The 22443-nt window shown below is 58.1% G+C and carries 21 protein-coding genes; 5 read left to right on the forward strand and 16 right to left on the reverse strand.

Annotated elements, in window-relative coordinates; all coding sequences use genetic code 11:
• Positions 1-3: 3 nt before the first annotated feature.
• Entirely contained in the window at positions 4-1257 is a 1254-nt protein-coding gene (locus tag KGB14_RS11395; protein ID WP_223486590.1) for an AAA family ATPase, read from the reverse strand.
• A 501-nt stretch (positions 1258-1758) separates the two neighbouring features.
• Here KGB14_RS11395 and KGB14_RS11400 point away from each other — a divergent pair.
• The gene (locus KGB14_RS11400; protein WP_223486592.1) at positions 1759-2238 is read left to right on the forward strand and encodes a Bro-N domain-containing protein; all 480 of its coding nucleotides are present in this window, start codon (positions 1759-1761) and stop codon (positions 2236-2238) included.
• A gap of 71 nt (positions 2239-2309) precedes the next feature.
• Here the strand turns inward: KGB14_RS11400 and KGB14_RS11405 are convergent, their stop codons facing one another.
• Positions 2310-2495, reverse strand: a complete 186-nt coding sequence (locus KGB14_RS11405) for a hypothetical protein (RefSeq protein ID WP_223486595.1) — start codon at positions 2493-2495, stop codon at positions 2310-2312.
• A 469-nt stretch (positions 2496-2964) separates the two neighbouring features.
• Here KGB14_RS11405 and KGB14_RS11410 point away from each other — a divergent pair, with 469 nt between their 5' ends.
• A complete protein-coding gene (locus KGB14_RS11410) occupies positions 2965-4590 on the forward strand; it encodes a glucan biosynthesis protein D (RefSeq protein ID WP_223486597.1) in 1626 nt (541 codons plus the stop codon).
• 207 nt (positions 4591-4797) lie between these two features.
• On the opposite strand, the gene KGB14_RS11415 is transcribed toward KGB14_RS11410, so the two are convergent.
• The 3 genes from KGB14_RS11415 to KGB14_RS11425 form a co-directional block, all read right to left on the reverse strand.
• Complete coding sequence (locus KGB14_RS11415) at positions 4798-5904, reverse strand: NADH:flavin oxidoreductase/NADH oxidase (RefSeq protein WP_223486599.1); 1107 nt, start codon at positions 5902-5904, stop codon at positions 4798-4800.
• Between the two features lie 267 nt (positions 5905-6171).
• A complete protein-coding gene (gene recJ / locus KGB14_RS11420) occupies positions 6172-7881 on the reverse strand; it encodes a single-stranded-DNA-specific exonuclease RecJ (protein ID WP_223486601.1) in 1710 nt (569 codons plus the stop codon).
• A 66-nt stretch (positions 7882-7947) separates the two neighbouring features.
• Positions 7948-8490 (reverse strand): YaeQ family protein, encoded by a 543-nt coding sequence (locus KGB14_RS11425; protein ID WP_007897614.1) that lies wholly within the window; start codon positions 8488-8490, stop codon positions 7948-7950.
• A 147-nt stretch (positions 8491-8637) separates the two neighbouring features.
• Between KGB14_RS11425 and KGB14_RS11430 the strand changes: the two genes are divergently transcribed.
• Both KGB14_RS11430 and KGB14_RS11435 read left to right on the forward strand, forming a co-directional pair.
• Complete coding sequence (locus KGB14_RS11430; protein ID WP_223486604.1) at positions 8638-9837, forward strand: CaiB/BaiF CoA transferase family protein; 1200 nt, start codon at positions 8638-8640, stop codon at positions 9835-9837.
• Positions 9818-10744, forward strand: a complete 927-nt coding sequence (locus tag KGB14_RS11435; RefSeq protein WP_223486606.1) for a TIGR02285 family protein — start codon at positions 9818-9820, stop codon at positions 10742-10744. Before KGB14_RS11430 ends, KGB14_RS11435 begins: the two co-directional genes overlap by 20 nt.
• Before the next feature lie 170 nt (positions 10745-10914).
• Here the strand turns inward: KGB14_RS11435 and KGB14_RS11440 are convergent, their stop codons facing one another.
• The 11 genes from KGB14_RS11440 to ffh all read right to left on the reverse strand — a co-directional run bounded on the left by KGB14_RS11440 (position 10915) and on the right by ffh (position 21419).
• A complete protein-coding gene (locus KGB14_RS11440) occupies positions 10915-11202 on the reverse strand; it encodes a DUF3509 domain-containing protein (protein WP_223486608.1) in 288 nt (95 codons plus the stop codon).
• A 162-nt stretch (positions 11203-11364) separates the two neighbouring features.
• Entirely contained in the window at positions 11365-12720 is a 1356-nt protein-coding gene (locus KGB14_RS11445; RefSeq protein WP_223486609.1) for a transporter substrate-binding domain-containing protein, read from the reverse strand.
• 133 nt (positions 12721-12853) lie between these two features.
• Positions 12854-14263, reverse strand: coding sequence for a threonine synthase (thrC, locus tag KGB14_RS11450; protein ID WP_223486611.1), 1410 nt, complete (start codon positions 14261-14263; stop codon positions 12854-12856).
• A gap of 66 nt (positions 14264-14329) precedes the next feature.
• Positions 14330-15634 (reverse strand): homoserine dehydrogenase, encoded by a 1305-nt coding sequence (locus KGB14_RS11455; protein ID WP_223486614.1) that lies wholly within the window; start codon positions 15632-15634, stop codon positions 14330-14332.
• A 134-nt stretch (positions 15635-15768) separates the two neighbouring features.
• Complete coding sequence (dsbC, locus tag KGB14_RS11460; RefSeq protein ID WP_223486616.1) at positions 15769-16500, reverse strand: bifunctional protein-disulfide isomerase/oxidoreductase DsbC; 732 nt, start codon at positions 16498-16500, stop codon at positions 15769-15771.
• Between the two features lie 255 nt (positions 16501-16755).
• The gene (gene xerD, locus KGB14_RS11465; protein ID WP_223486618.1) at positions 16756-17652 is read right to left on the reverse strand and encodes a site-specific tyrosine recombinase XerD; all 897 of its coding nucleotides are present in this window, start codon (positions 17650-17652) and stop codon (positions 16756-16758) included.
• A gap of 197 nt (positions 17653-17849) precedes the next feature.
• A complete protein-coding gene (gene rplS / locus KGB14_RS11470) occupies positions 17850-18200 on the reverse strand; it encodes a 50S ribosomal protein L19 (RefSeq protein ID WP_054593850.1) in 351 nt (116 codons plus the stop codon).
• A 45-nt stretch (positions 18201-18245) separates the two neighbouring features.
• Complete coding sequence (trmD, locus tag KGB14_RS11475; protein WP_173667518.1) at positions 18246-19019, reverse strand: tRNA (guanosine(37)-N1)-methyltransferase TrmD; 774 nt, start codon at positions 19017-19019, stop codon at positions 18246-18248.
• On the reverse strand, positions 19001-19537 hold the full coding sequence (gene rimM / locus KGB14_RS11480) for a ribosome maturation factor RimM (RefSeq protein WP_010463008.1): 537 nt from the start codon (positions 19535-19537) through the stop codon (positions 19001-19003). Before rimM ends, trmD begins: the two co-directional genes overlap by 19 nt.
• A 5-nt stretch (positions 19538-19542) precedes the next feature.
• Positions 19543-19794 (reverse strand): 30S ribosomal protein S16, encoded by a 252-nt coding sequence (gene rpsP, locus KGB14_RS11485; protein ID WP_003198088.1) that lies wholly within the window; start codon positions 19792-19794, stop codon positions 19543-19545.
• A gap of 248 nt (positions 19795-20042) precedes the next feature.
• Positions 20043-21419 carry a signal recognition particle protein gene (gene ffh / locus KGB14_RS11490; RefSeq protein ID WP_223486620.1) on the reverse strand — a complete coding sequence of 459 codons (1377 nt, stop codon included), beginning with the start codon at positions 21417-21419 and terminating at the stop codon, positions 20043-20045.
• Between the two features lie 211 nt (positions 21420-21630).
• On the opposite strand from ffh, the gene KGB14_RS11495 reads away from it, so the two are divergent.
• Positions 21631-22443 carry an inner membrane protein YpjD gene (locus tag KGB14_RS11495; RefSeq protein ID WP_223486622.1) on the forward strand — a complete coding sequence of 271 codons (813 nt, stop codon included), beginning with the start codon at positions 21631-21633 and terminating at the stop codon, positions 22441-22443.

The following is a 22443-nucleotide window of genomic DNA, read 5'->3' on the forward strand; positions in this document are numbered from 1 at the left end:
TGGTCACCTCCGTCTGATCAGCGGCAAACCACGGTAACGGCCTTCAAAGTAGCGTTTCTCGACATCCTCACCCTCTCGCCCTTCAAAATCGTGAACGGAAAAAACACGGGTTGCACCATTGGCATCGCGCTCAGTGAGCCAGAACTGATCACGCCGCAGAATTTTTGCATTCATTAGATGAGTGTCGTGAGTCGTAAAGATCAGCTGGGTTTCCAACTCGCTATCAAGATGTTTCCCGATCAGATCAGCGACTATTTCAGGATGGAGGCTGCTGTCCAACTCATCGACAGACAGTATCCCGCTTCCATCTGCGCAATTGATCATGAACCAGGGCAGCCAAAAGCCAATCAGGTTTTTTGTGCCACCAGACTCTTCTGAGAAATCAAACTCTGCTGTTCCCAAAAGACTTGTATGCGTCAGGGTCACTTTGTCTTTCTGGGCCGCCACGAAGAACTCCTTAAGCGAGAGCTTCTTCTGGGTCGGAACAGCATCTGCATCCTCAATATTGAGTTGAATAGCAGACACTGGAATATCCACTGCCCTTAAGAACTCCTTTAAATCGACTGTGTAGTCCGAGGCAACCTGCAAAAACCTGATGGAGGCGGCAGAGAGCCCCATCATGTTGTTCTGTTCAATGACAAGAAGACCGGTTTTAAACCAGGTAAACGGCGCTCGCAACTGAGCCAGTTCTTCGCTGCTGTTCGCAACGGCCTGCGAAATAAACAACACCTTCGGACCTGTCAGGCGCCGCCAGGCATTGTGGACATCTTTGCCACCTTCAAGACTTGAACCAAAGACATACTGCTCTCCCTCATCACCAAAACGACGCTCATACAGCAGTGTTTCTTTCCCTTTGGGATAGGAGACCAGTTGCTCCTTGATTATCCGTTGCGAAGTAATGCGCAGAACAAACCTATATCGGAGCTCGTTTTGAATGAAGTTGTACTCAAAAGAACTGGGCTCGTTCTTGAGCAGCGGGTCAAAACGAAACGGAGAAACCGGCAGCGGTTCATCATTTGAGGAGGGGGTCGTTGCGAGCAGGCGTCCCATGATCCCCATCGCCTGGATAAGAGAAGATTTACCGGACGCGTTCGGCCCGTAAATCGCCGCTACCTTCAACAAGTCCGGTAATTTTTCGCCACTCACAGAAGGTTTGAATACATTGCGCTTTTTACTCAGGCGTGGGGTCGCAACCATGGACAGGGTTTGCGCATCACGGAAGGAGCGATAATTGGAAACCGAAAATTCGATCAACATGTAGAAATCCTGCACTTAATTCCTGAAAGCAGAATAAATATAGGAAAAACCATTCATTTGGCGCTGTCTCCCTGCACCTCGTGCAAAAACAGGAAATTCCTACAGATGGAGCCTTCCAGCAAATGCAACGATTCCTACAACAAGCGTCGCCAGAGTAGACTTGGCGCCGCGAGCGCCTGAACGATAGGCTTCAACCCGTCGCTGCAAAATCAGCGACCCGGGGTCGAAGCCGGAACAAATCAAAACGGTGCTTACACGCCCCCCATAGAACTATGGCTGTTTCATGCCTTCAGTTCTGCTTTATGGCGGGCCGTGTGGCGCGGGCCTTCCGGCTTCCGTTTTGATTGGAAGTGTCCCGACTTCGAACGCCACTCGGTTCGCCACCTAACCTATCGAAGGGTTGGTGGCGACTTTCCCAATCAAAACGGAAGTCACCTTAATGTCCAAGCACGCTCGATATTCGTCCAGAACAGCCTTATGCCGACTTCTGGGAGGCAGGTCATGACCCATCCCCATTTCACCCCTACCGTCTTCACCCGCCACAACCGCTTCCTCCACGCCTTTATGCAGGACAACCAAGCCTGGTTCTGCGTTCAGGACCTCGGTCGCCTGATGGGCCGACCGCTGGACCAGCGCCTCACCCTGAAGCTCGATCCTGATCAACGCCGATACGTCTGGTTGCTGAAGAACGGCAAAACGGTCGAATCACTGATGGTCAGCGAATCAGGGATGTATGCCCTTCTGGTTCACCATTTCGTCCCGGAAAACCGAAACCTGCGCCAGTGGCTGAGCAACGAGGTCATGCCAATGCTGCGTGATACGAACGCGGCATCGGTGGAAAACATTCCGAGCCTGAGTTCGTTGCAGTGGGCTGGGGTCTCTGTGCCGCTGCTGCATTGGCAGCATCAGGCCTGGATCAAATGGCGGGACATGCCTGACCTGATGCAGGCACAGCGGCCATTCACGATTTGCAGCCGTTGACCTGATGCACAAAGGGACGGACTTTTACAGTCCGTCCCTTTGGTTATCCAACATCACTCGATCTCCTACCGTTAAAACCGCGAAACACTGCGCATCGCATCCACCAGATACCGCATCGCAATCCGGTCGCTTTCCGACAGCTCGCGATACCGCTCCACCAACTTCAACTCTTCCGAATTGAGCCGACGCCTTCGCCGACCGGTGGCCAGCCAGGGGAAGATTCCTAATATTTCAGTGATGCCTTGTACTTTCGACATGGACGATGTCCTTTCTATACGTCAGAGAAAACTTCAAAACCGCATCGCCCTATCACTTTCAGCGACACCTTGTGCCTGCTGAACCCACCGGTCTGAAGGGCCGAAACCGGTCATGCCCCATAGAATAGAAATTAAATCGGCGCTGAAAAGCGGTTTTTAGAGTAATTAGTCGAAAAAAGCAGATATGCCCTATAAATCAGAAAGTCCTGCAAGAAACGTTACCTGAAATGTCTTGTTTCATTGCCACGCTGTCGCGGTGCCATCAATCATTTTTGCTCTGCAACCGAACGGTTTAAGCTATTTGGCATCTGTTTAGGGGGCGTTCTGAATTAGTTTCCCCGCCGCGTTGGGGAAACTAATTCAGAACGCCCCCTAGTCCGTTGCGTTTGGCCAAGGCATGTCCGAACCGTTATTTCTGATCCAGCACGTGCCAGGAACGGCGCGGGATTGTTCACGACAGGTTGTACTTATGCACCGCAGGAATTTGCTCAAAGCCTCCATGGCCATCGCGGCTTATACCGGTCTCTCTGCCACCGGCCTATTGGCCACGCGCGCCTGGGCTGGCGGCGGCGCGGCTGATGGCGATGCTTTGGCGTTCGACTTCGAAGCGCTGAAGAGCCAGGCCAAACAGCTCGCCGGCAAACCCTGGCAGGACACCAAACAGGGGCTGCCGCCGACGCTGGCGACCATGACACCGCAGAACTTCAATGCGATCCGCTACGACGGTAATCACTCGCTGTGGAAGGACCTGAAAGGTCAGCTGGACGTGCAGTTTTTCCACGTCGGCATGGGTTTCAAGCAGCCCGTGCGCATGTACAGCGTCGATCCCAAGACCCGTCTGGCGCGCGAGGTGCATTTCCGCCCGTCGCTGTTCAACTATGAAAAAACCACCGTCGACACTAAACAGCTCACCGGCGATCTGGGCTTTTCCGGATTCAAGCTGTTCAAGGCCCCGGAACTGGACAAGCACGACGTGTTGTCATTCCTCGGCGCCAGCTATTTCCGTGCGGTAGATGCCAGCGGTCAATACGGCTTGTCGGCCCGCGGTCTGGCGATTGATACGTACGCCAAGAAGCGTGAAGAATTCCCGGACTTCACCAAGTTCTGGTTCGAGACACCGGACAAGGACAGCACCCATTTCGTGGTTTACGCCTTGCTCGATTCGCCGAGCGCTACCGGTGCCTATCGTTTTGACATCGATTGCCAGGCCGAGCGTGTGGTGATGGACGTCGACGCCCACATCAATGCCCGTACCGCTATAGAACAACTGGGCATCGCGCCGATGACCAGCATGTTCAGCTGCGGCACCCACGAGCGTCGCATGTGCGACACGATTCACCCGCAAATCCACGACTCTGATCGGCTGGCGATGTGGCGCGGCAACGGCGAGTGGATCTGCCGCCCGCTGAACAACCCGGCCACCCTGCAATTCAACGCCTTCGCCGACACCGACCCGAAAGGCTTTGGGCTGGTGCAGACCGACCATGAGTTCGACAGTTATCAGGACACCGTCGATTGGTACAGCAAGCGTCCGAGCCTGTGGGTAGAACCTACGACCGCGTGGGGCGAAGGCTCTATCGATTTGCTGGAAATTCCTACAACCGGCGAAACCCTGGATAACATCGTTGCGTTCTGGACGCCGAAAAAACCGGTCGCGGCCGGGGACTCTCTGAACTATGGCTACAAGCTCTACTGGAGCGCTTTGCCACCCGCCGGCACGCCGCTGGCACGGGTCAACGCGACCCGTTCGGGCATGGGCGGCTTCATCGAAGGCTGGGCGCCGGGTGAGCATTATCCGGAAGTCTGGGCGCGACGCTTTGCCGTGGACTTTACCGGCGGCGGTCTGGACCGCTTGCCCGAAGGCGCGAGCATCGAGCCGGTGGTGACCTGCTCGAACGGCGAAGTGAAGGACTTCAATGTGTTGGTACTCGATGACATCAAGGGTTACCGCATTACCTTCGACTGGTTCCCGACCAATGACAGCGTGGCACCAGTGGAACTGCGGTTGTTCATTCGCACCAACGACCGCACGTTGAGTGAAACCTGGTTGTACCAGTATTTCCCGCCGGCGCCTGATAAGCGTAAGTACACCTGAGAGTCAGTCGGGGTCTGGAATGGCGCCTTCGCGAGCAGGCTCGCTCCCACAGGGGGCTGCGTAGTTTCACAATAATGTGATCGGCATCGATCCAATGTGGGAGCGAGCCTGCTCGCGATGAGGCCGCAAAGCCCGGCAAAATATTCCCGCCAGATAAACGAAAGCCCCGATCAACAGGACCGGGGCTTTTGGGTTTTACAGCGGCATTCAATCACGCAAATCCGACTCATGAATCGGCTGATCACGATGGGTCGCCCGCTGGTATTGCGCCGGCCAGATAGCCTTGTGCCCGCCCAGATCATCATCGGCATGCAGCGGCCAATACGGATCACGCAACAACTCCCGGGCGAGGAAGATGATGTCGGCCTGACAGGTGCGCAGAATGTGTTCGGCCTGGGCCGGTTCGGTGATCATTCCTACGGTGCCGGTGGCAATGCCTGACTCCTTGCGTACGCGCTCGGCAAAACGGGTCTGATAACCGGGGCCTGTAGGAATTTCGGCGTTTACCGCCGTACCACCCGACGAGACGTCGATCAGGTCCACGCCCAAATCTTTGAGGCGCCGCGCCAGCTCCACGGTTTCATCGGGGTTCCAGCCGTCTTCCACCCAGTCGGTGGCCGATACCCGTACAAACACCGGTAACTCTTCAGGCCATACCGCCCGCACCGCTTCGGTGACTTGCAACACCAGCCGAATTCGATTCTCGAACGAACCGCCGTACTGATCGCGTCGCTGATTGCTCAGGGGCGAAAGAAACTGATGCAACAGGTAACCGTGGGCGGCGTGTACTTCGACCACTTTGAAACCGGCGGTCAGCGCTCGTTTGGCCGAATCGACGAAAGCCTGAATGATGTCAGCGATCTCGCCCTCATCGAGCGGCTTCGGTGGTGTGTGCTGGGGGTCGAAAGCGATGGGCGAAGGACCGACCGGAATCCAGCCGCCGTCTTCCGGCTTGACGCTGCCATGCTTGCCGAGCCATGGCCGATGCGTGCTGGCCTTGCGCCCGGCATGAGCCAACTGGATGCCGGCAACGGCGCCCTGGGCGGCGATGAAGCGCGTAATACGTTGCAAGGATTCGATCTGTTGATCATTCCAGAGACCGAGGTCCTGGGCGGTGATGCGTCCATCGGCGGTGACCGCCGTGGCTTCGGTGAATATCAGGCCGGCGCCGCCGATAGCGCGGCTACCAAGGTGGACCAGATGCCAGTCATTGGCCAGCCCATCCACGCTGGAATACTGGCACATCGGTGATACCGCAATGCGGTTAAGCAAGGTCAATTGACGAAGGGTATAGGGCTCAAGCAGCAGACTCATGGGGCACCTCTCGAATCAGTGGGCAGGCTCCAGGGTTCTGTTTGAATAGTCGACGAGTGACAGGAAAAAGGTGCAGCACCCGCCCCCGCGGGCAAAAAATTCGACAAGACGTCACAAGGATAATCAAGCAGTGCTTAGAGCCTAGTCGACATCGAGGGATGAGGGAGGGTTCCGAGAGATTGGGTGCCAGATAGTTCACTTTCGCGGGCAAGCCTCGCTCCTACGGATGTCAGTGATCTGTAGGAGCGAGGCTTGCCCGCGAAGGGCTTAACGCGGTTCGATGTGGGCAATCATCAACTGCACCGTCTCGTTCCCACGAAACTCGTTAAGGTCGAGCTTGTAAGCCAATTCAACCCACTTGATGGTCGGATTCGGCCAGATGTCGCGGTCGATACCGAAGGCAATGCCATCGAGCTTCACCGAACCACATTCACTTTTCAGCACCACTTTGAGGTGCCGCTCACCCACCACGCGCTGCTCGACCAACTGGAACACCCCGTGAAACAGCGGCTCCGGGAAGTGTTGCCCCCATGGCCCGGCGTGGCGCAGGGCGCGGGCCAGTTCCAGGTGAAACTCTTCGACCGCCAACGTGCCGTCCGACAGCAGGCGCCCGGTCAGGTCTTCTTCGCGCATTTGCCTACGCACTTCAGCGTCGAAGGCCTCGGCGAACAACGGAAAATTCGCTTCCGGCAAGGTCAGGCCGGCCGCCATGGCGTGACCACCGTATTTACTGATCAGGTTTGGGTGCTGCGCCGCGACCACGCTCAAGGCATCGCGAATATGAAAGCCCTGAACCGAACGCCCCGAGCCCTTGAGCAGGCCATCACCGGCATCGGCAAAGGCAATGGTCGGACGGAAATAGCGCTCTTTCATACGCGAGGCGAGGATACCGATGACGCCCTGGTGCCACTCGGGATCGAACAGGCACAGGCCGAATGGCATCGACTCCAGCGGTAAATCCTTGAGTTGGGCCAACGCCTCACGCTGCATGCCCTGCTCGATGGATTTGCGGTCCTGGTTCATGCCATCCAGTTGAGCAGCCATTTCACGGGCAGCGCCCGCGTCTTCGGTGAGCAGGCATTCAATGCCCAGGCTCATGTCATCCAGACGCCCTGCCGCGTTCAGACGTGGGCCGAGGATGAAGCCCAGGTCGGTGGAGGTAATGCGCGAATGGTCGCGCTTGGCCACTTCAAGGATCGCCTTGATGCCCGGCCGCGCACGCCCGGCGCGAATCCGCTCCAGGCCCTGATGCACCAGAATCCGGTTATTGGCATCCAATGGCACCACGTCGGCGACGCTGCCCAGCGCCACCAGATCCAGCAGTTCGCCAATGTTCGGCTGCGGCTTGCTCTCGTACCAACCCAGGCTGCGCAAGCGCGCGCGCAGGGCCATCAGCACATAGAAGATCACCCCGACACCGGCCAGGGCTTTGCTCGGGAACGCGCAACCCGGCTGGTTCGGATTGACGATGGCATCGGCCAACGGCAGCTCGTCGCCAGGCAAGTGGTGATCGGTGACCAGCACCTTGAGCCCGGCCTGTTTCGCCGCTGCCACGCCTTCGACGCTGGAGATGCCGTTGTCCACGGTAATCAGCAGTTGCGGCTCGCGGGTCAGCGCCACTTCGACGATTTCCGGGGTCAGGCCGTAGCCGTACTCGAACCGGTTCGGCACCAGATAGTCGACATGCGCCGCGCCCAACAGGCGCAACCCCAGCATGCCCACGGTACTGGCCGTCGCACCATCGGCGTCGAAGTCGCCGACGATCAGAATCCGCTGACGTTGCTCGAGGGCCGTCACCAGCAAATCCACCGCCGCATCGATGCCTTTGAGCTGCTGGAACGGAATCAGCCGCACCAGGCTCTTGTCCAGTTCAGCCTCGGACTGCACACCCCGCGCCGCATACAGACGGGTCAGTAGCGGTGGAATATCACCAAGGAATGGCAGGGTGTCGGGCAACAGGCGAGGTTCGATGCGCATGGGGTGACAGGTGCTTCTCTTGAATACGTAGGATAAAACCGGGTAACGCGCTCCAGCGGCGAATAATCAGCCGCGTTCGCCGCTCAGCCATTGCAACTGGACTTCATGCTGACCACGGTCGTCGGTGACGAAAATCGTTCCTTCGCTGATCATCACATCCCACTTGATAACGCGCGGCATGTCCTTGGCCAGGGTTTCCAGCACTTCCTGGGGCACGGCGGCGATGTGAACGTTTTTCAGGTTTTTGATCGCCGGGATCACTTTGGTTTCCCACACACGCAGGCTGCCGTAAGCCAGCAGACTGGTGCGCTCGGTGCGGCGCGAGCACCAGGTCAGGCGATCGGCGTCTGGCTGGCCGACTTCAATCCAGTGCAGGACACGATCATCCAGGCTTTTTTCCCACAGCGCCGGTTCATCCACGTCTGACAGACCGCGACCGAAGGACAACTGCTCGTTGTACCAGAAGGCGTAGGCCAGCAGCCGCACGGTCATGCGCTCTTCGGTTTCCGAAGGGTGACGGGCGATGGTCTGCTTCACGCTCTCGTAGACGCTGCGGTCAAGGTCGGTGAGGTTCAGTTCAAACTTGTAGGTCGTGGACGGCTGGGCCATGAACGGGCTTCTTGATACGAGGAAAGGCGGCAAGTCTAACCGATGCAACAGGCAATCAACGAATTGAAGGCGATCAACTTTGGGCTATGGACGTCGGCCTATGTTAAAACTCTGCATCCGCTCAGCCTATGTCCTACAGGATTCAGCATGCCGTTCTCCAACAAACCGCTCTCGGGTCTGAAAGTCATCGAATTGGGTACGTTGATTGCCGGGCCGTTTGCCTCGCGTATTTGCGGCGAATTCGGCGCCGAAGTGATCAAGATCGAATCCCCGGATGGCGGTGATCCTTTGCGCAAATGGCGCAAGTTGTATGAAGGCACTTCGCTTTGGTGGTTCGTTCAGGCGCGTAACAAGAAGTCCTTGACCCTGAACCTGAAACACCCGGACGGCCTGGCGATTCTGAAACAGCTGCTCAGCGAAGCAGACATCCTGATCGAGAATTTTCGCCCCGGCGTGCTGGAAAAACTCGGTCTGGGCTGGGAAGTCTTGCACGCACTGAACCCGAAACTGGTAATGGTGCGGCTCTCCGGCTTCGGCCAGACCGGGCCGATGAAAGATCAGCCAGGCTTCGGCGCGGTCGGTGAATCCATGGGCGGTCTGCGCTACATCACCGGGTTCGAGGACCGGCCGCCGGTGCGTACCGGGATTTCCATCGGCGATTCGATTGCCGCGCTCTGGGGCGTGATCGGCGCGCTGATGGCCTTGCGTCATCGCGAGGTCAACGGCGGCTTGGGCCAAGTGGTGGATGTGGCACTGTACGAAGCGATTTTCGCCATGATGGAAAGCATGGTCCCGGAGTTCGACGTGTTCGGCTTCATCCGCGAACGCACCGGCAACATCATGCCGGGCATCACGCCCTCCTCCATTCACACCAGCGCCGACGGCAAACACGTACAGATCGGCGCCAACGGCGATGCGATCTTCAAGCGGTTCATGCTGATCATCGGGCGCGAAGACCTGGCCAACGACCCTGTGCTGGCCAGCAACGACGGGCGCGACAGCCGTCGCGACGAGATTTACGGGGTGATCGATCGCTGGGTCAACTCACTGCCGCTGGACGAGGTGATCGCGCAACTGAACCAGGCTGACGTGCCCGCCAGCCGGATCTTCAGTGCCGAAGACATGTTCAGCGATCCACAGTACCTGGCCCGGGAAATGTTCCTGCAAGCCAAACTGCCCGATGGCAAAGACTTCAAGATGCCCGGCATTGTGCCAAAACTCTCCGAGACACCCGGCACCTCCGAATGGGTCGGGCCGCAGCTGGGTGAACACAACGCGCAGGTACTCCACGATCTTGGCTACGATCCGGCACAGATCGCACGGCTGCGTGAAGACGGAGCCATCTAAGCTGAAACGCCTGCTTTCATCAGCCCTCAATCAAGTGTGCCGTTGGCGTGCACTGGTGATTCTCGGGCTGTTGTCAGGGCTGATACCTCCGGCCCTGGCGCAACCGAAAGAGCATTTGATCTGGCTGCTGCGCGACCTGCCGCCACTGACCATTTTCGAAGGCCCGAAAAAAGGCCTGGGGGTTATCGATCAACTGATGCCGCGGTTGATCACCGGCATGCCGCAATACGAACACACCCTGATACGGGTCAATCGCGCCCGTGGCATGCAAATGCTTCACGAAGGATCCTTTACCTGCGACCCCTCGTTGATCTGGAGCAAGGAGCGCGAGCAATCAATTGCGTTTTCCATCCCGGCCTACCGGATGGTCAGCAATGGGCTGGTGATCCGACATGAAGACCGGTCGATGCTGGCGCCCTTTCTCTTTGGCGATGAAGTCGATCTGGCGGCACTGCTGGCCAGCGGTCGACAGAAAGTCGGGGTGGTGGCTGAGCGCAGTTACGGTCAGTTCCTCGACACATTGCTGCAACAGGCGCCGCCCGGCGTGCTGACGCCCCACTACGGCAACGACGCCCTCGGCAGTCTGTTGCAGATGCAGCGCCTGGGGCGTTTGCAGGCGGTCTTGGGTTACTGGCCGGAGATCCGTTATCAGGCTCGTCAGGGAAACATTGCCGATGAGCAGCTGGAGTTCTATCCGGTCAAAGGCACGGGCAAGTACCTGTCCGGGTACATCGGTTGCTCGAATACCCCTCAGGGCCGACAAGCGATCAGTGAAATCAATCAGCTATTGCGCGCCCTGCCTCGCGAGCAATTGGACCCGCTGTATGCCGACTGGCTCGATCCGCAACGACGCACAGATTATCTGGAAGAAACCAGGGCCTTTTTCGAGCGCCAAGCCACGCAGTGATAAATCCCGGGCAAAAAGAAACCCCGAGAAGTGGGGAGACGACTCGGGGTTAAACGTGGCCTACATAAAGACCAGTAGCAGCAAGCCACAAGCACCGGAGCACAATGCTTGATCCTGCTGTTACATGGTCTGACTGACCTTGACGCGGGAAGGTTCCCACAAAAAACAATTCAATTGCGATTGGCCAGGATCTTGTCCTGAGCAGCATTGCGCAATGCGGCGATGACACAGGGCTCCAGACGTCCTTCAGCAATCAACACGTCGCGGTGCAACCCGTCGACGACATCCGTCAGCAGACGTTTATCGGTTAACTGGGCCTGATTGAACAGCCGTTCGACCACGATAGCGCCGCTCGCATTCTTCAGGGTCACCAGGTATTCGCCCTGGACACCCGATGGGGTCAACGTGACCTGATACGGGCTCAGAGCCTCACCGAGCAATAGACTGATACTTTCCATCTCGATCACCACTCAATAGTCCGAAAACAAAGTGCCTGGGGCGTATCCACAGTAAATGACCACAGGCCCGAGAAGAAAGTTCTGGATTCCAACGGCAGGCGCACCGGCGCCTCTGGTAGTTAGAGCATGCACGGCAAAGATGACAGCAAAAAAACAATCGCTTCACACCTGCCGTGTACGCTTGCCGATATCGCTCCATCCGCCCAGCAGCCCTCGCAATTGACCGTCCGCACTGTAAAACGGCACCGTCCACTGGTAGACGTCCCTGACGCCGTCCTTGAACATCAACTGACGCTCGCTGAAACGGGTCTTGCGAGTATCGAGCTGAGCCATGAACTCGGCGTGCAACTGCTCAGCGGTTTCTTTGGGCAAGACATCGAGTTCGATCAGCTGTCGCCCCTGAACCTGGTCGAAACGGGTCGACAAGCACTCCTCATAACTTTTATTGCACATGATCAAACGCCCTTCCAGATCACGCACGAACATGGGATCGGGCATGGCGTCTATCAATGCATGCTGGAATGAGAGCTGGTCATTGAGGTCTTTTTCGGCGCCTCGCCGTTGTTCGATCAGTGCCGCGAGCCGACGATTCCAAAGCAATGAAAGCAGGCCGAACAGGCTGGCGATGAACACGCCCCAGCAACCCCACTGGGTTATCCGTTGCCAGGCCGAGGGCGCATGTACAGGCGTAATTCCTTTCAGCCATTTCAGGCGTATGGCGCGTAACTCGGCGGGTGGAAATGCCTCCAGCGCCTTGTTGAGGATGCTCAACAACTGCGGCTGTCCCTTGCGGACCGCCAAATGATCAGCCTCCCATTTGCCCTCCACCGCATGCCCTACCTTGAGCCGGCCCAAGGGATAAAGCTGCGCTCCGATTTCGTTCTCAATGGTGGCGTAGGCCTCGCCACTTTCCACCAGCGCCCGGGCCTCAGCGTAGGTTTTGACCGACCGCAGCTCGATCGCCGGGTAGTCACGGCGAATCGTGCCCTCCAGGGCGTGCCGGGTCGGCAATACCAGGACTCTTTTCGACAGTTGCTCCAAAGACTGTAACGCGGGTGTGCCGGCCAGTCCCACGAGCACCCAACCCGCGCCGCCGAACGCATGGCTGAAATCCAGAAACATCTTGCGCTCGTCATTTAGCGCCAGCGTCGTGCTCATGTCCGCCGCCCCGCTCTCCAGGCGCTCGAGCATCTGATCGGTGGAAAACGACTCTTCATGGACGAACCGCAGCCCTGTCATGGCGCTGATTCGGTCGAGCAGATCCTTGTTCAAACCGCTCCAGTGACCGTGCTCATCCTTGAACAGATATAACGGATACTGTGCCGACGCGACGATGACCATCGGATGTTCAGCAATCCATCGCAGCTCCTGATCGTCCAGCTCAATGCGTGCGGCGCTGGCTGACTCCCGGGATTCGTGTGTCGCCAATTGTGCAGCCTTTACCCATTGCCCAAAACCCAGGGCACCCAACAAAAACAACCAACGCATGGCTGGTATAAACCCTCTGAAAAACAGCATTGCCACTTCCTTGGTGATCGTCTCGCCCGTCCTTCATGGGCGGCTCTTCATTTACGAAACCCGACAAGTGTGGCATGCAGAAATGAGAAAGCCCGTCAGGAGACGGGCTTCAAAATGTGACAGCTTTTGCCGGTTACAACGGCTTACCGCGGTTGCCATGCTGACTGACAAAGGCCTGCACGGCTTTCAGGTCGTTCGGTAATACGGTGCAACGCTCATCTCGCTCAAACAAATCAGAAAGATGTGCAGGTAGTTCGAGCGCTTTTCCTACACCTGCTTTTTCCACTGCGTCCGGGAATTTGACTGGATGAGCCGTGCCCAGGATCACCATCGGGATATCCAGGCTGCGACGGCATTCGCGCGCGGCCTTCACACCGATGGCGGTGTGCGGGTCGAGCAGCTCGCCGGTTTGCTCAAAGACTTCGGCAATGGTTTCGCAGGTTTGGGCGTCGTCCACGGCCAGCGAATCGAACAGCTTGCGCGCCTCGGTCCAGCGTTCCTGTTCGACGCTGAAACCGCCGCCCTGCTTGAAGGTGTCCATCAAACCGGCAATCGCCGCGCCGTTGCGACCGTGCAGGTCGAACAGCAGGCGCTCGAAGTTCGACGACACCATGATGTCCATGGACGGGGACAGCGTGGCGTGCAGGGTTTCCTTGACGTACTGATTGCCGCTCATGAAGCGGTGCAGGATATCGTTGCGGTTGGTGGCGACGATCAACTGGTTGATCGGCAGGCCCATATTGCGCGCCAGGTAACCGGCGAAGATATCGCCAAAGTTGCCGGTCGGCACCGAGAACGACACCGAACGCGCCGGGCCGCCCAGTTGCAGGGCTGCGTAGAAGTAGTAAACGATCTGGGCCATGATCCGCGCCCAGTTGATCGAGTTCACCGCAACCAGACGCGTACCTTTGAGGAAGCTCTGGTCGGCGAAGCTGGCCTTGACCATTTCCTGGCAGTCATCGAAGTTGCCTTCAATGGCGATGTTATGGATGTTCTCGCCGAAGATGGTGGTCATCTGGCGACGCTGCACTTCGGACACACGGTTGTGCGGGTGCAGGATGAAGATGTCGACGTTTTCGCAGTGCTTGCAGCCTTCGATGGCGGCCGAACCGGTGTCACCGGAAGTGGCACCAACAATCACCACGCGCTCGCCGCGCTTTTCCAGCACGTAGTCGAGCAGACGACCCAGCAGTTGCAGGGCGAAGTCCTTGAATGCCAGGGTCGGGCCGTGGAACAGCTCCAGCACCCATTCGTTGCCATTGAGCTGACGCAGTGGCGCAACGGCGTTGTGGGAAAACACGCCATACGTTTCTTCAAGAATCTTTTTGAAATCGGCATCGGGGATGCTGCCGGTGACGAACGGGCGCATCACCCGGAAGGCCAGCTCGTGATACGGCAGGCCAGCCCAGGAAGCGATTTCTTCCTGGGTGAAACGAGGCAGGTTTTCCGGCACGTACAGGCCGCCGTCCGTGGCCAAACCGGCCAACAGAACGTCTTCGAAATTCAGGGCCGGTGCCTGGCCGCGGGTACTGATATAACGCATGACTGGCTCCAATAGACAGTGTTCGCAATGCCGGGCTCGCGCGCGAGCCCGGTGAACGATAACGGCTTAGTTCAGGTGCTCGACGCGGATCCGTACGACCGGGCTGACCACGCCTTCCAAGGCCTCAAGGGCGGTGATCGCATCGTTCATGCGCTGTTCCCGTACACGGTGGGTCAGCAGGATCATCGGCACCAGGCCGTCATGTTCCTCGACTTCCTTCTGCATGATCGATTCGATGTTGATGCCGCGCTCCGAGAGGATGCTCGCCACTTGAGCCAGCACGCCCGGATGGTCCTTGGCCTGAATGCGCAGGTAGTACGCGCTTTCGCAGGCTTCGATCGGCAGGATCGGGTGAGCCGACAACGAATCCGGCTGGAAAGCCAGGTGCGGTACGCGGTTTTCCGGGTCGGATGTCATGGCGCGAACCACGTCCACCAGGTCGGCGATCACCGACGAAGCAGTCGGTTCCATGCCGGCACCAGCGCCGTAGTACAGGGTCGAACCGGCAGCATCACCGTTGACCATCACGGCGTTCATCACGCCGTTGACGTTGGCAATCAGGCGGTCGGCCGGGATCAGCGTCGGGTGCACACGCAGCTCGATGCCGGCCGCGGTGCTGCGCGCCACGCCCAGGTGCTTGATGCGATAGCCCAGCGCTTCGGCGTAGTTCACGTCAGCGGTGGTCAGCTTGGTGATGCCTTCGGTGTAAGCCTTGTCGAATTGCAGCGGAATGCCGAACGCGATAGACGCCAGGATCGTCAGCTTGTGGGCTGCGTCGATGCCTTCGACGTCGAAAGTCGGATCCGCTTCGGCGTAACCCAGGGCTTGCGCTTCGGCGAGGACATCTTCGAAGGTGCGGCCCTTCTCACGCATTTCGGTGAGAATGAAGTTACCAGTGCCATTGATGATCCCGGCCACCCAGTTGATACGGTTGGCGGACAAGCCTTCACGGATCGCCTTGATCACCGGGATGCCGCCAGCCACGGCCGCTTCGAACGCAACGATCACGCCCTTCTCGCGAGCCTTGGCGAAAATTTCATTACCGTGAACGGCGATCAGTGCCTTGTTCGCGGTGACCACATGCTTGCCATTCTCGATGGCCTTGAGTACCAGCTCACGGGCAACGGTGTAGCCGCCCATCAGCTCTATAACGATGTCGATCTCAGGGTTCGTGGCCACTTCGAACACATCGTTGGTAATCGCAATACCGGTCGTCTGGAACTGAGGCTTTGGCGTGCGCATGGCAATTTGTGCCACTTCGATTCCACGCCCGGCACGACGAGCAATTTCCTCGGCGTTGCGCTGAAGTACGTTGAAGGTACCGCCACCGACGGTCCCTAACCCACAGATGCCTACTTTGACCGGTTTCACTGTGAACTCCCCATAAAACGGCCGACTCAAGGTCGGCCGTGAAAACAACCGCTTGCTAGCGGTTCTCTATTAATGGCCCGGCGAATGCTGCTGCCGAACCATGATCGTCAATGGCTGACCGTGACGATGCGAATTTACTTCGCGCCCAGCGCCAGTTTGGCGACTTGTGGCGCAGGCTGGTAGCCCGGAATGACCTGACCGTCGGCCAAAACGATGGCCGGTGTGCCGTTCACGCCAATCGACTGACCGAGGGCGAACTGCTTGGACACCGGGTTATCGCACTTGGCGGCTTTGATTTCCTTGCCGTCGACCATTTTGTCCATGGCCGCTTTCTTGTCTTTGGAGCACCACACGGCCTGCAGCTGTTCATCACCCGGCGAACCCAGGCCCTGGCGCGGGAACGCAACATAACGCACTTCGATACCCAGCTTGTTCAGCTCCGGCACTTCGGCGTGCAGCTTGTGGCAATACGGGCAGGTGGTGTCGGTGAAGACAGTGATGTGCGACTTGGTTTCACCGATCGCCGGGTAGACCACGGTTTCAGCCACTGGTATTCCGTTGATCAATTTGGAAATGCCCAGGCGTTCGGTCTTCTCGGTCAGGTTGACCGGTTTGCCATCCTTGAGCTGGAACAGGTAGCCCTGAACGACGTATTGGCCGTCGGCGCTGGCATAAAGGACGCGGCTGCCCTTGAGTTTGACTTCGTACAGGCCCGGCAGCGGACTGGCAGTGATGGTTTCGACCGGCACGTCGAGCTGGAGGTTTTCCAGGCTTTTACGAATGGCTTTGTCGGCCGCGTCATCGGCGACGGCAAAGGTGCTGACCAACGCAATGGCTGCGGCGGCGAAAATCTGGGTCAGACGCATGAGAACTCCTGAAGGCGGACAAATGGGACGATCAGAACGCCCGTGCCGAAACACCGGGTCATAACCGCCCATCGTGCAAACCGGCAAAGCCTACCACATAAGGCCCGTGTGGCCGAATGCGCCTGTCGCAAGACATCGTGGGCGACACAAATCCCTTGTGGGAGCGGGCTTGCTCGCGAAAGCGGAGTGACAGTCCACATTATCTTTGACAGATACACCGCATTCGCGAGCAAGCCCGCTCCCACAGAATCGCGTTCAGCCGCGCGGGTGATGTTTGGCGTGCAAATCCTGCAAACGCGCGCGGGCGACGTGAGTATAGATCTGGGTGGTCGAGAGATCGCTGTGGCCGAGCAGCATTTGCACCACACGCAGGTCGGCACCGTGGTTGAGCAAATGTGTAGCGAAGGCATGGCGCAGGGTATGCGGCGACAGCGACTTGCCAATTCCGGCGACCTTCGCCTGGTGCTTGATGCGGTGCCAGAAGGTCTGGCGGGTCATCTGCTCGCCGCGCTGGCTGGGGAACAGCACATCGCTGGGACGCCCGCCCAACAGCTCTCCACGGGCATCGCGCATGTAGCGCTCGATCCAGACAATCGCCTCCTCGCCCATCGGCACCAGCCGCTCCTTGCTGCCCTTGCCCATCACCCGCAGCACACCCTGACGCAGATTGACCTGTTCCAGCGTCAGGCTGATCAACTCCGTCACCCGCAAGCCACAGGCATAGAGCACTTCGAGCATGGCGCGGTCTCGCTGGCCGATGGCCTCGCTCAAGTCCGGCGCTTTCAGCAGCGCTTCCACGTCAGCTTCCGACAAGGATTTAGGCAATGGCCTACCGAGTTGCGGCATGTCGACACGCAATGTCGGATCGACGGCGATGAGTTTTTCCCGCAACAAATAGCGATAGAAACCACGCACGCCGGAGAGAAACCGCGCGGTGGAACGGGGCTTGTAGTTTTGCTCCAGGCGCCAGGCCAGGTGATCAAGGATCAACTCGCGACCGGCATTGATCAGCTCCAGATCCTTCTCCTGCATCCAGCCATTGAACAAGGCCAGGTCACTGCGATAGGCATCGCGGGTGTTATCGGAAAGACCTTTCTCCAGCCACAGCGCGTCGAGAAACTGGTCTATCAGGGGATGGTCGATGGCGGGCATAGAGGCTCGGGCAACTGGAAAACTGACGGCAAGTCTTTCATAGCCGGCGGTGGCTTTACAGCGCCCTGTTACTGCGGCGATTGATAGATCGATTCGCGGGCAAGCCTCGCGCCTACACATTCAGGTTTGCTCGGGGTAAATCGCAGGCAACAAAAAAGCAGCCCGTGGGCTGCTTTTTTCTGCATCGGAAGCTGGACTTAAACCAGTTTTTCCTTGATGCGAGCTGCTTTACCGGACAGGTCACGCAGGTAGTACAGCTTGGCTTTACGTACGTCACCGCGACGCTTAACGGCCATGCTGTCGATTTGCGGGCTGTAGGTCTGGAAAGTACGCTCTACGCCAACACCGTTGGAGATTTTACGAACGGTGAAAGCACTGTTTACGCCGCGGTTACGCTTGGCGATAACAACACCTTCGAACGCTTGCAGACGCGAACGGTCGCCTTCCTTCACTTTCACCTGAACGACAATGGTGTCGCCCGGGGCAAAGGTAGGGATCTCTTTGGTCATCTGCTCTGCTTCGAGTGCAAGGATGATTTTGTTAGTCATGCTGTGCTCCTAAGGTAAATCGTCGGATCTACCATCGATACGTTGTTAACTATCGTCCCGCTCGCGGATGTATTCCTCGAGCAGCTTCTTCTCTTCTCCAGAAAGCGAGCGGCTTTCCAGAAGATCGGCGCGTCGTTCAAAGGTCCTACCAAGGGACTGCTGTAAACGCCAACGCCGGATGTGCGCGTGATTGCCACTTAGCAATACGTCGGGAACACGCTGATCCGCATACACCTCCGGTCGGGTGTAGTGCGGGCAATCCAGCAAACCATCCGTAAAGGAATCTTCCTCGGCGGAGTCCGCATGCCCTAAAGCTCCAGGCAGCAGTCGTGTAACCGCATCGATCAGGACCATCGCCGGCAGCTCGCCGCCAGACAGTACATAGTCGCCAATCGACCACTCTTCATCGACATGAGCATCAATAAAACGCTCGTCAATGCCTTCATAGCGGCCGGCAATCAGGATCAATGCATCCAGATTCGCCAACTCGCGTACCGCCGACTGAGTCAGTTGACGGCCTTGGGGGGACAGGTAAATTACCTTCGCCGCCTCCCCGGCTGCTGCCTTGGCCTGAACCAGAGCATCTTCCAGGGGCTTGATCTTCATCACCATGCCCGGACCACCGCCAAATGGGCGATCGTCCACAGTGTGATGTCGATCCGTCGTGTAGTCTCGCGGATTCCAACAGGTAAGCTGCAACAGCCCCTGTTTCACCGCCCGACTGGTGATGCCGTACTCGCTGATGGCGGAGAACATCTCGGGAAACAAACTGATCACTTCTACGCGCAGGTTAGCCACGTTTAGAAGTCCGCATCCCATTCCACCTTCATCTCGCCTGCGGCAAGGTCGACGGCCAACACGCATTGCTCCGTATAGGGCAACAGGCGTTCGCGATCATCCAGGCTGCCAGCGCAAGGCTTGACCACCATTACATCATTGGCGCCGGTTTCCAGAAGATGATCGATTTTCCCGAGCAATTGCCCGAGTTGATCAATAACCTTCAGACCTTCCAGCTGGTACCAGTAGTACTCGCCGTCGGTCAATTCAGGGAACAGGTTGCGCGGCACACAGATCTCATAACCGGCCAGAAGACGCGCTTCTTCACGATCATCGAGACCCTTGAGCTTTGCGACCAGGAACTTGTCGTTCCCACGTCCGCTGACCAGCTCGACCTGTTTCACATTGCCTTCGCGCTTGAGCGTCCAGGTTTTGTACTGCAACAGGTTTTCAGTCGGATCAGTAAAGGAATACACCTTCACTTCGCCGCGAACGCCATGAACAGAATAAATTTTGCCAATAACGATCAAATCATCGGCAATAGCTGGCGTCGCGTTCATATTGCTCAGGCCGCAGCCTTAGCAGATTCCTTCAACAACTGAGCAACGCGCTCAGAAGGTTGTGCACCAACGCTCAGCCAGTAGGCTACGCGCTCTTGGTTCACGGACAGACGAACTTCTTGACCACGAGCAACAGGGTTGAAGAAACCAACCTGTTCCTTGTGCGAACCGTCGCGCGGGTTGCGGCTGTCGGTTACGGTCAAGTGGTAAAACGGGCGCTTTTTGGAGCCGCCAAGGGCAAGACGGATTGTTAGCATGTGAACATCGTTCCTGTAGTCGGTGCTGCAAATCTAAAGGCACAGCGGGCATAGGTGCCCGAAAGGCCGCATATTCTAAGGAATATCCGGACTTTTGCAAATGTCTTTTTCCGGCGGCCTATCGGTCGCCATCCAGATTTGCTATAGAGCCGTCGTTGAAAACGGCCAGTCAGCTCCCGCAAGTGCGGGTTTGCTGGAGATCCCACTTCCTTGTGGGCAGCGCCGACATGACTGCCGGCGCGAATCTTTTACATCTTGGGCATGCCGCCGCCGGGCAACATACCGCCCATGCCGCGCATCATTTTGGCCATTCCGCCTTTGGCGGAGAACTTCTTCATCATCTTCTGCATCTGCTTGTGCTGCTTGATCAAGCGACCGATGTCCTGCACCTGGGTGCCGGAACCCATGGCGATCCGGCGCTTGCGCGAACCGCTGATCAGCTCAGGGTCGCGGCGCTCGGCCGGGGTCATGGAGTTGATGATGGCTTCCATCTGTTTGAATTGTTTCTCTGCCGCGCCCTGGGCATTGCCCATTTGCGCCAGGTTCACACCGCCGATGTTCGGCAGTTTGTCCATGAGGCCGCCGAGGCCGCCCATGCTCTTCATCTGCTGCAGCTGATCGCGGAAGTCTTCGAGATCGAAGCCCTTGCCCTTTTTCAGCTTCTTGGCCAGTTTGTCGGCCTTGTCCTTGTCGAGGGTCTGTTCGGCCTGCTCGATCAGGCTGAGTACGTCGCCCATGCCGAGGATGCGCGACGCGATACGCTCTGGGTGGAACGGCTCGAGCGCTTCGCTCTTCTCGCCCATACCGATGAACTTGATCGGCTTGCCGGTGATCGCACGTACCGACAGCGCGGCACCGCCACGGGCATCGCCGTCGACCTTGGTCAGGATCACACCGGTCAGCGGCAATGCATCGCCGAAGGCCTTGGCCGTGTTGGCGGCGTCCTGGCCGGTCATGGCGTCGACCACGAACAGGGTTTCGACCGGGTTGATCGCGGCATGCAGCGCCTTGATCTCGCCCATCATCTCTTCATCGATGTGCAGGCGACCGGCGGTATCGACGATGACCACGTCGATGAATTTCAGCTTGGCTTCTTTAATAGCCGCTTGCGCGATGTCGACCGGCTTCTGGCTCAGGTCGGACGGGAAGAACGTCACGCCGATGTCGTTGGCCAGGGTTTCCAGCTGCTTGATCGCCGCCGGACGGTAAACGTCCGCGGAGACGACCATGACCGACTTCTTCTTGCGCTCTTTAAGGAAGCGCGCGAGTTTGCCGGCGGTGGTGGTTTTACCCGCACCCTGCAAACCGGCCATCAACACGACGGCAGGAGGAACGGCGCTCAGGTTCAAGTCTTCGTTGGCCGCGCCCATCAGGCTTTCGAGTTCGGCCTGGACGATTTTCACGAAGGCCTGGCCCGGTGTCAGGCTGCGCGACACCTCGGTGCCGACAGCGCGCTCCTTGACCGAATTGACGAAGTCTTTGACCACCGGCAAGGCGACGTCGGCTTCGAGCAACGCCATGCGCACTTCGCGCAGGGTGTCTTTGATGTTGTCTTCGGTCAGCTTGGCCTTGCCGGTGACATGGCGCAGCGTCTGCGAGAGACGGTCGGTTAAGTTTTCAAACATTGCGCGATCCTTTCAGGCCCTGTGTAGACCGGGATAATGGCGGCCCAGACCGGAATAAACATGTGCTCGGCGAGCCTGCGGCGTGGGCAGGTCGCGGATTATAGCGAAGACTGCGTCTGGCGGACACCTTCACCGTCAGGTTGCATGGTCTTTCGTGCCATGGCGGTTCTATGCCAAACTCAGCGCCTTTCGGGCTTGCCTAACAGGATTTATGCTCCCCTTGTCACCCAGTTTGCTTACCACCCTCGCCGCCGCCTGCTTATATGCCGCTGCGACCCTCTATCAGGGCACTCGTCTGGCCACCGGCGCCAAGGCGAACAAGCGCCTGCTGGTCACGCTCGGCGTACTGGCCGTGCTGGCTCACAGCGCCAGCCTGATCACCCACCTGTTGACGCCGATCGGCCTGGCCCTGGACTTTTTCAGCGCCGCCAGCCTGATTGCCGCGGCGGTCATCGCCCTGACCCTGCTGGCCTGCTCGCGGATCCCGGTGGAAAACCTGCTTCTATTGCTATTCCCGTTGGGCGCCGCAACTGTGCTGCTGGCGCAGTTAGCCCCCGCCGGCACGGTGCAGATCATTGATGAAGAGCCTGGCATTCTTGCTCATATCCTCTTGTCGATCCTCGCTTACGGCATGTTCACCATCGCGGTGTTCCAGGCCTTGCTGCTGCTGGTGCAGGACCACCAGCTCAAGCACAAGCATCCGTCCGGGCTGATCAAGAACTTCCCGCCGCTGCAAACCATGGAAAGCCTGCTGTTCGGTTTCCTTTGGGCCGGCTGGAGCCTGCTGTCGCTGTCGCTGATCTCCGGCTGGCTGTTCGTCGAGAACCTGTTTGCCCAGCACCTTGTGCATAAAACCCTGCTGGCGTGCCTGGCCTGGATCGTCTTCAGCGTGCTGTTATGGGGGCGCAACCGTCTCGGCTGGCGCGGGCACAAAGCCATCCGCTGGACCCTTGCCGGTTTCTGCCTGCTGATGCTGGCGTATTTCGGCAGCAAGCTGGTCCGTGAATACATTCTGCATATCTGA

This window comes from Pseudomonas sp. A-RE-19 (assembly GCF_019956555.1).
Taxonomy (GTDB): Bacteria; Pseudomonadota; Gammaproteobacteria; order Pseudomonadales; family Pseudomonadaceae; genus Aquipseudomonas.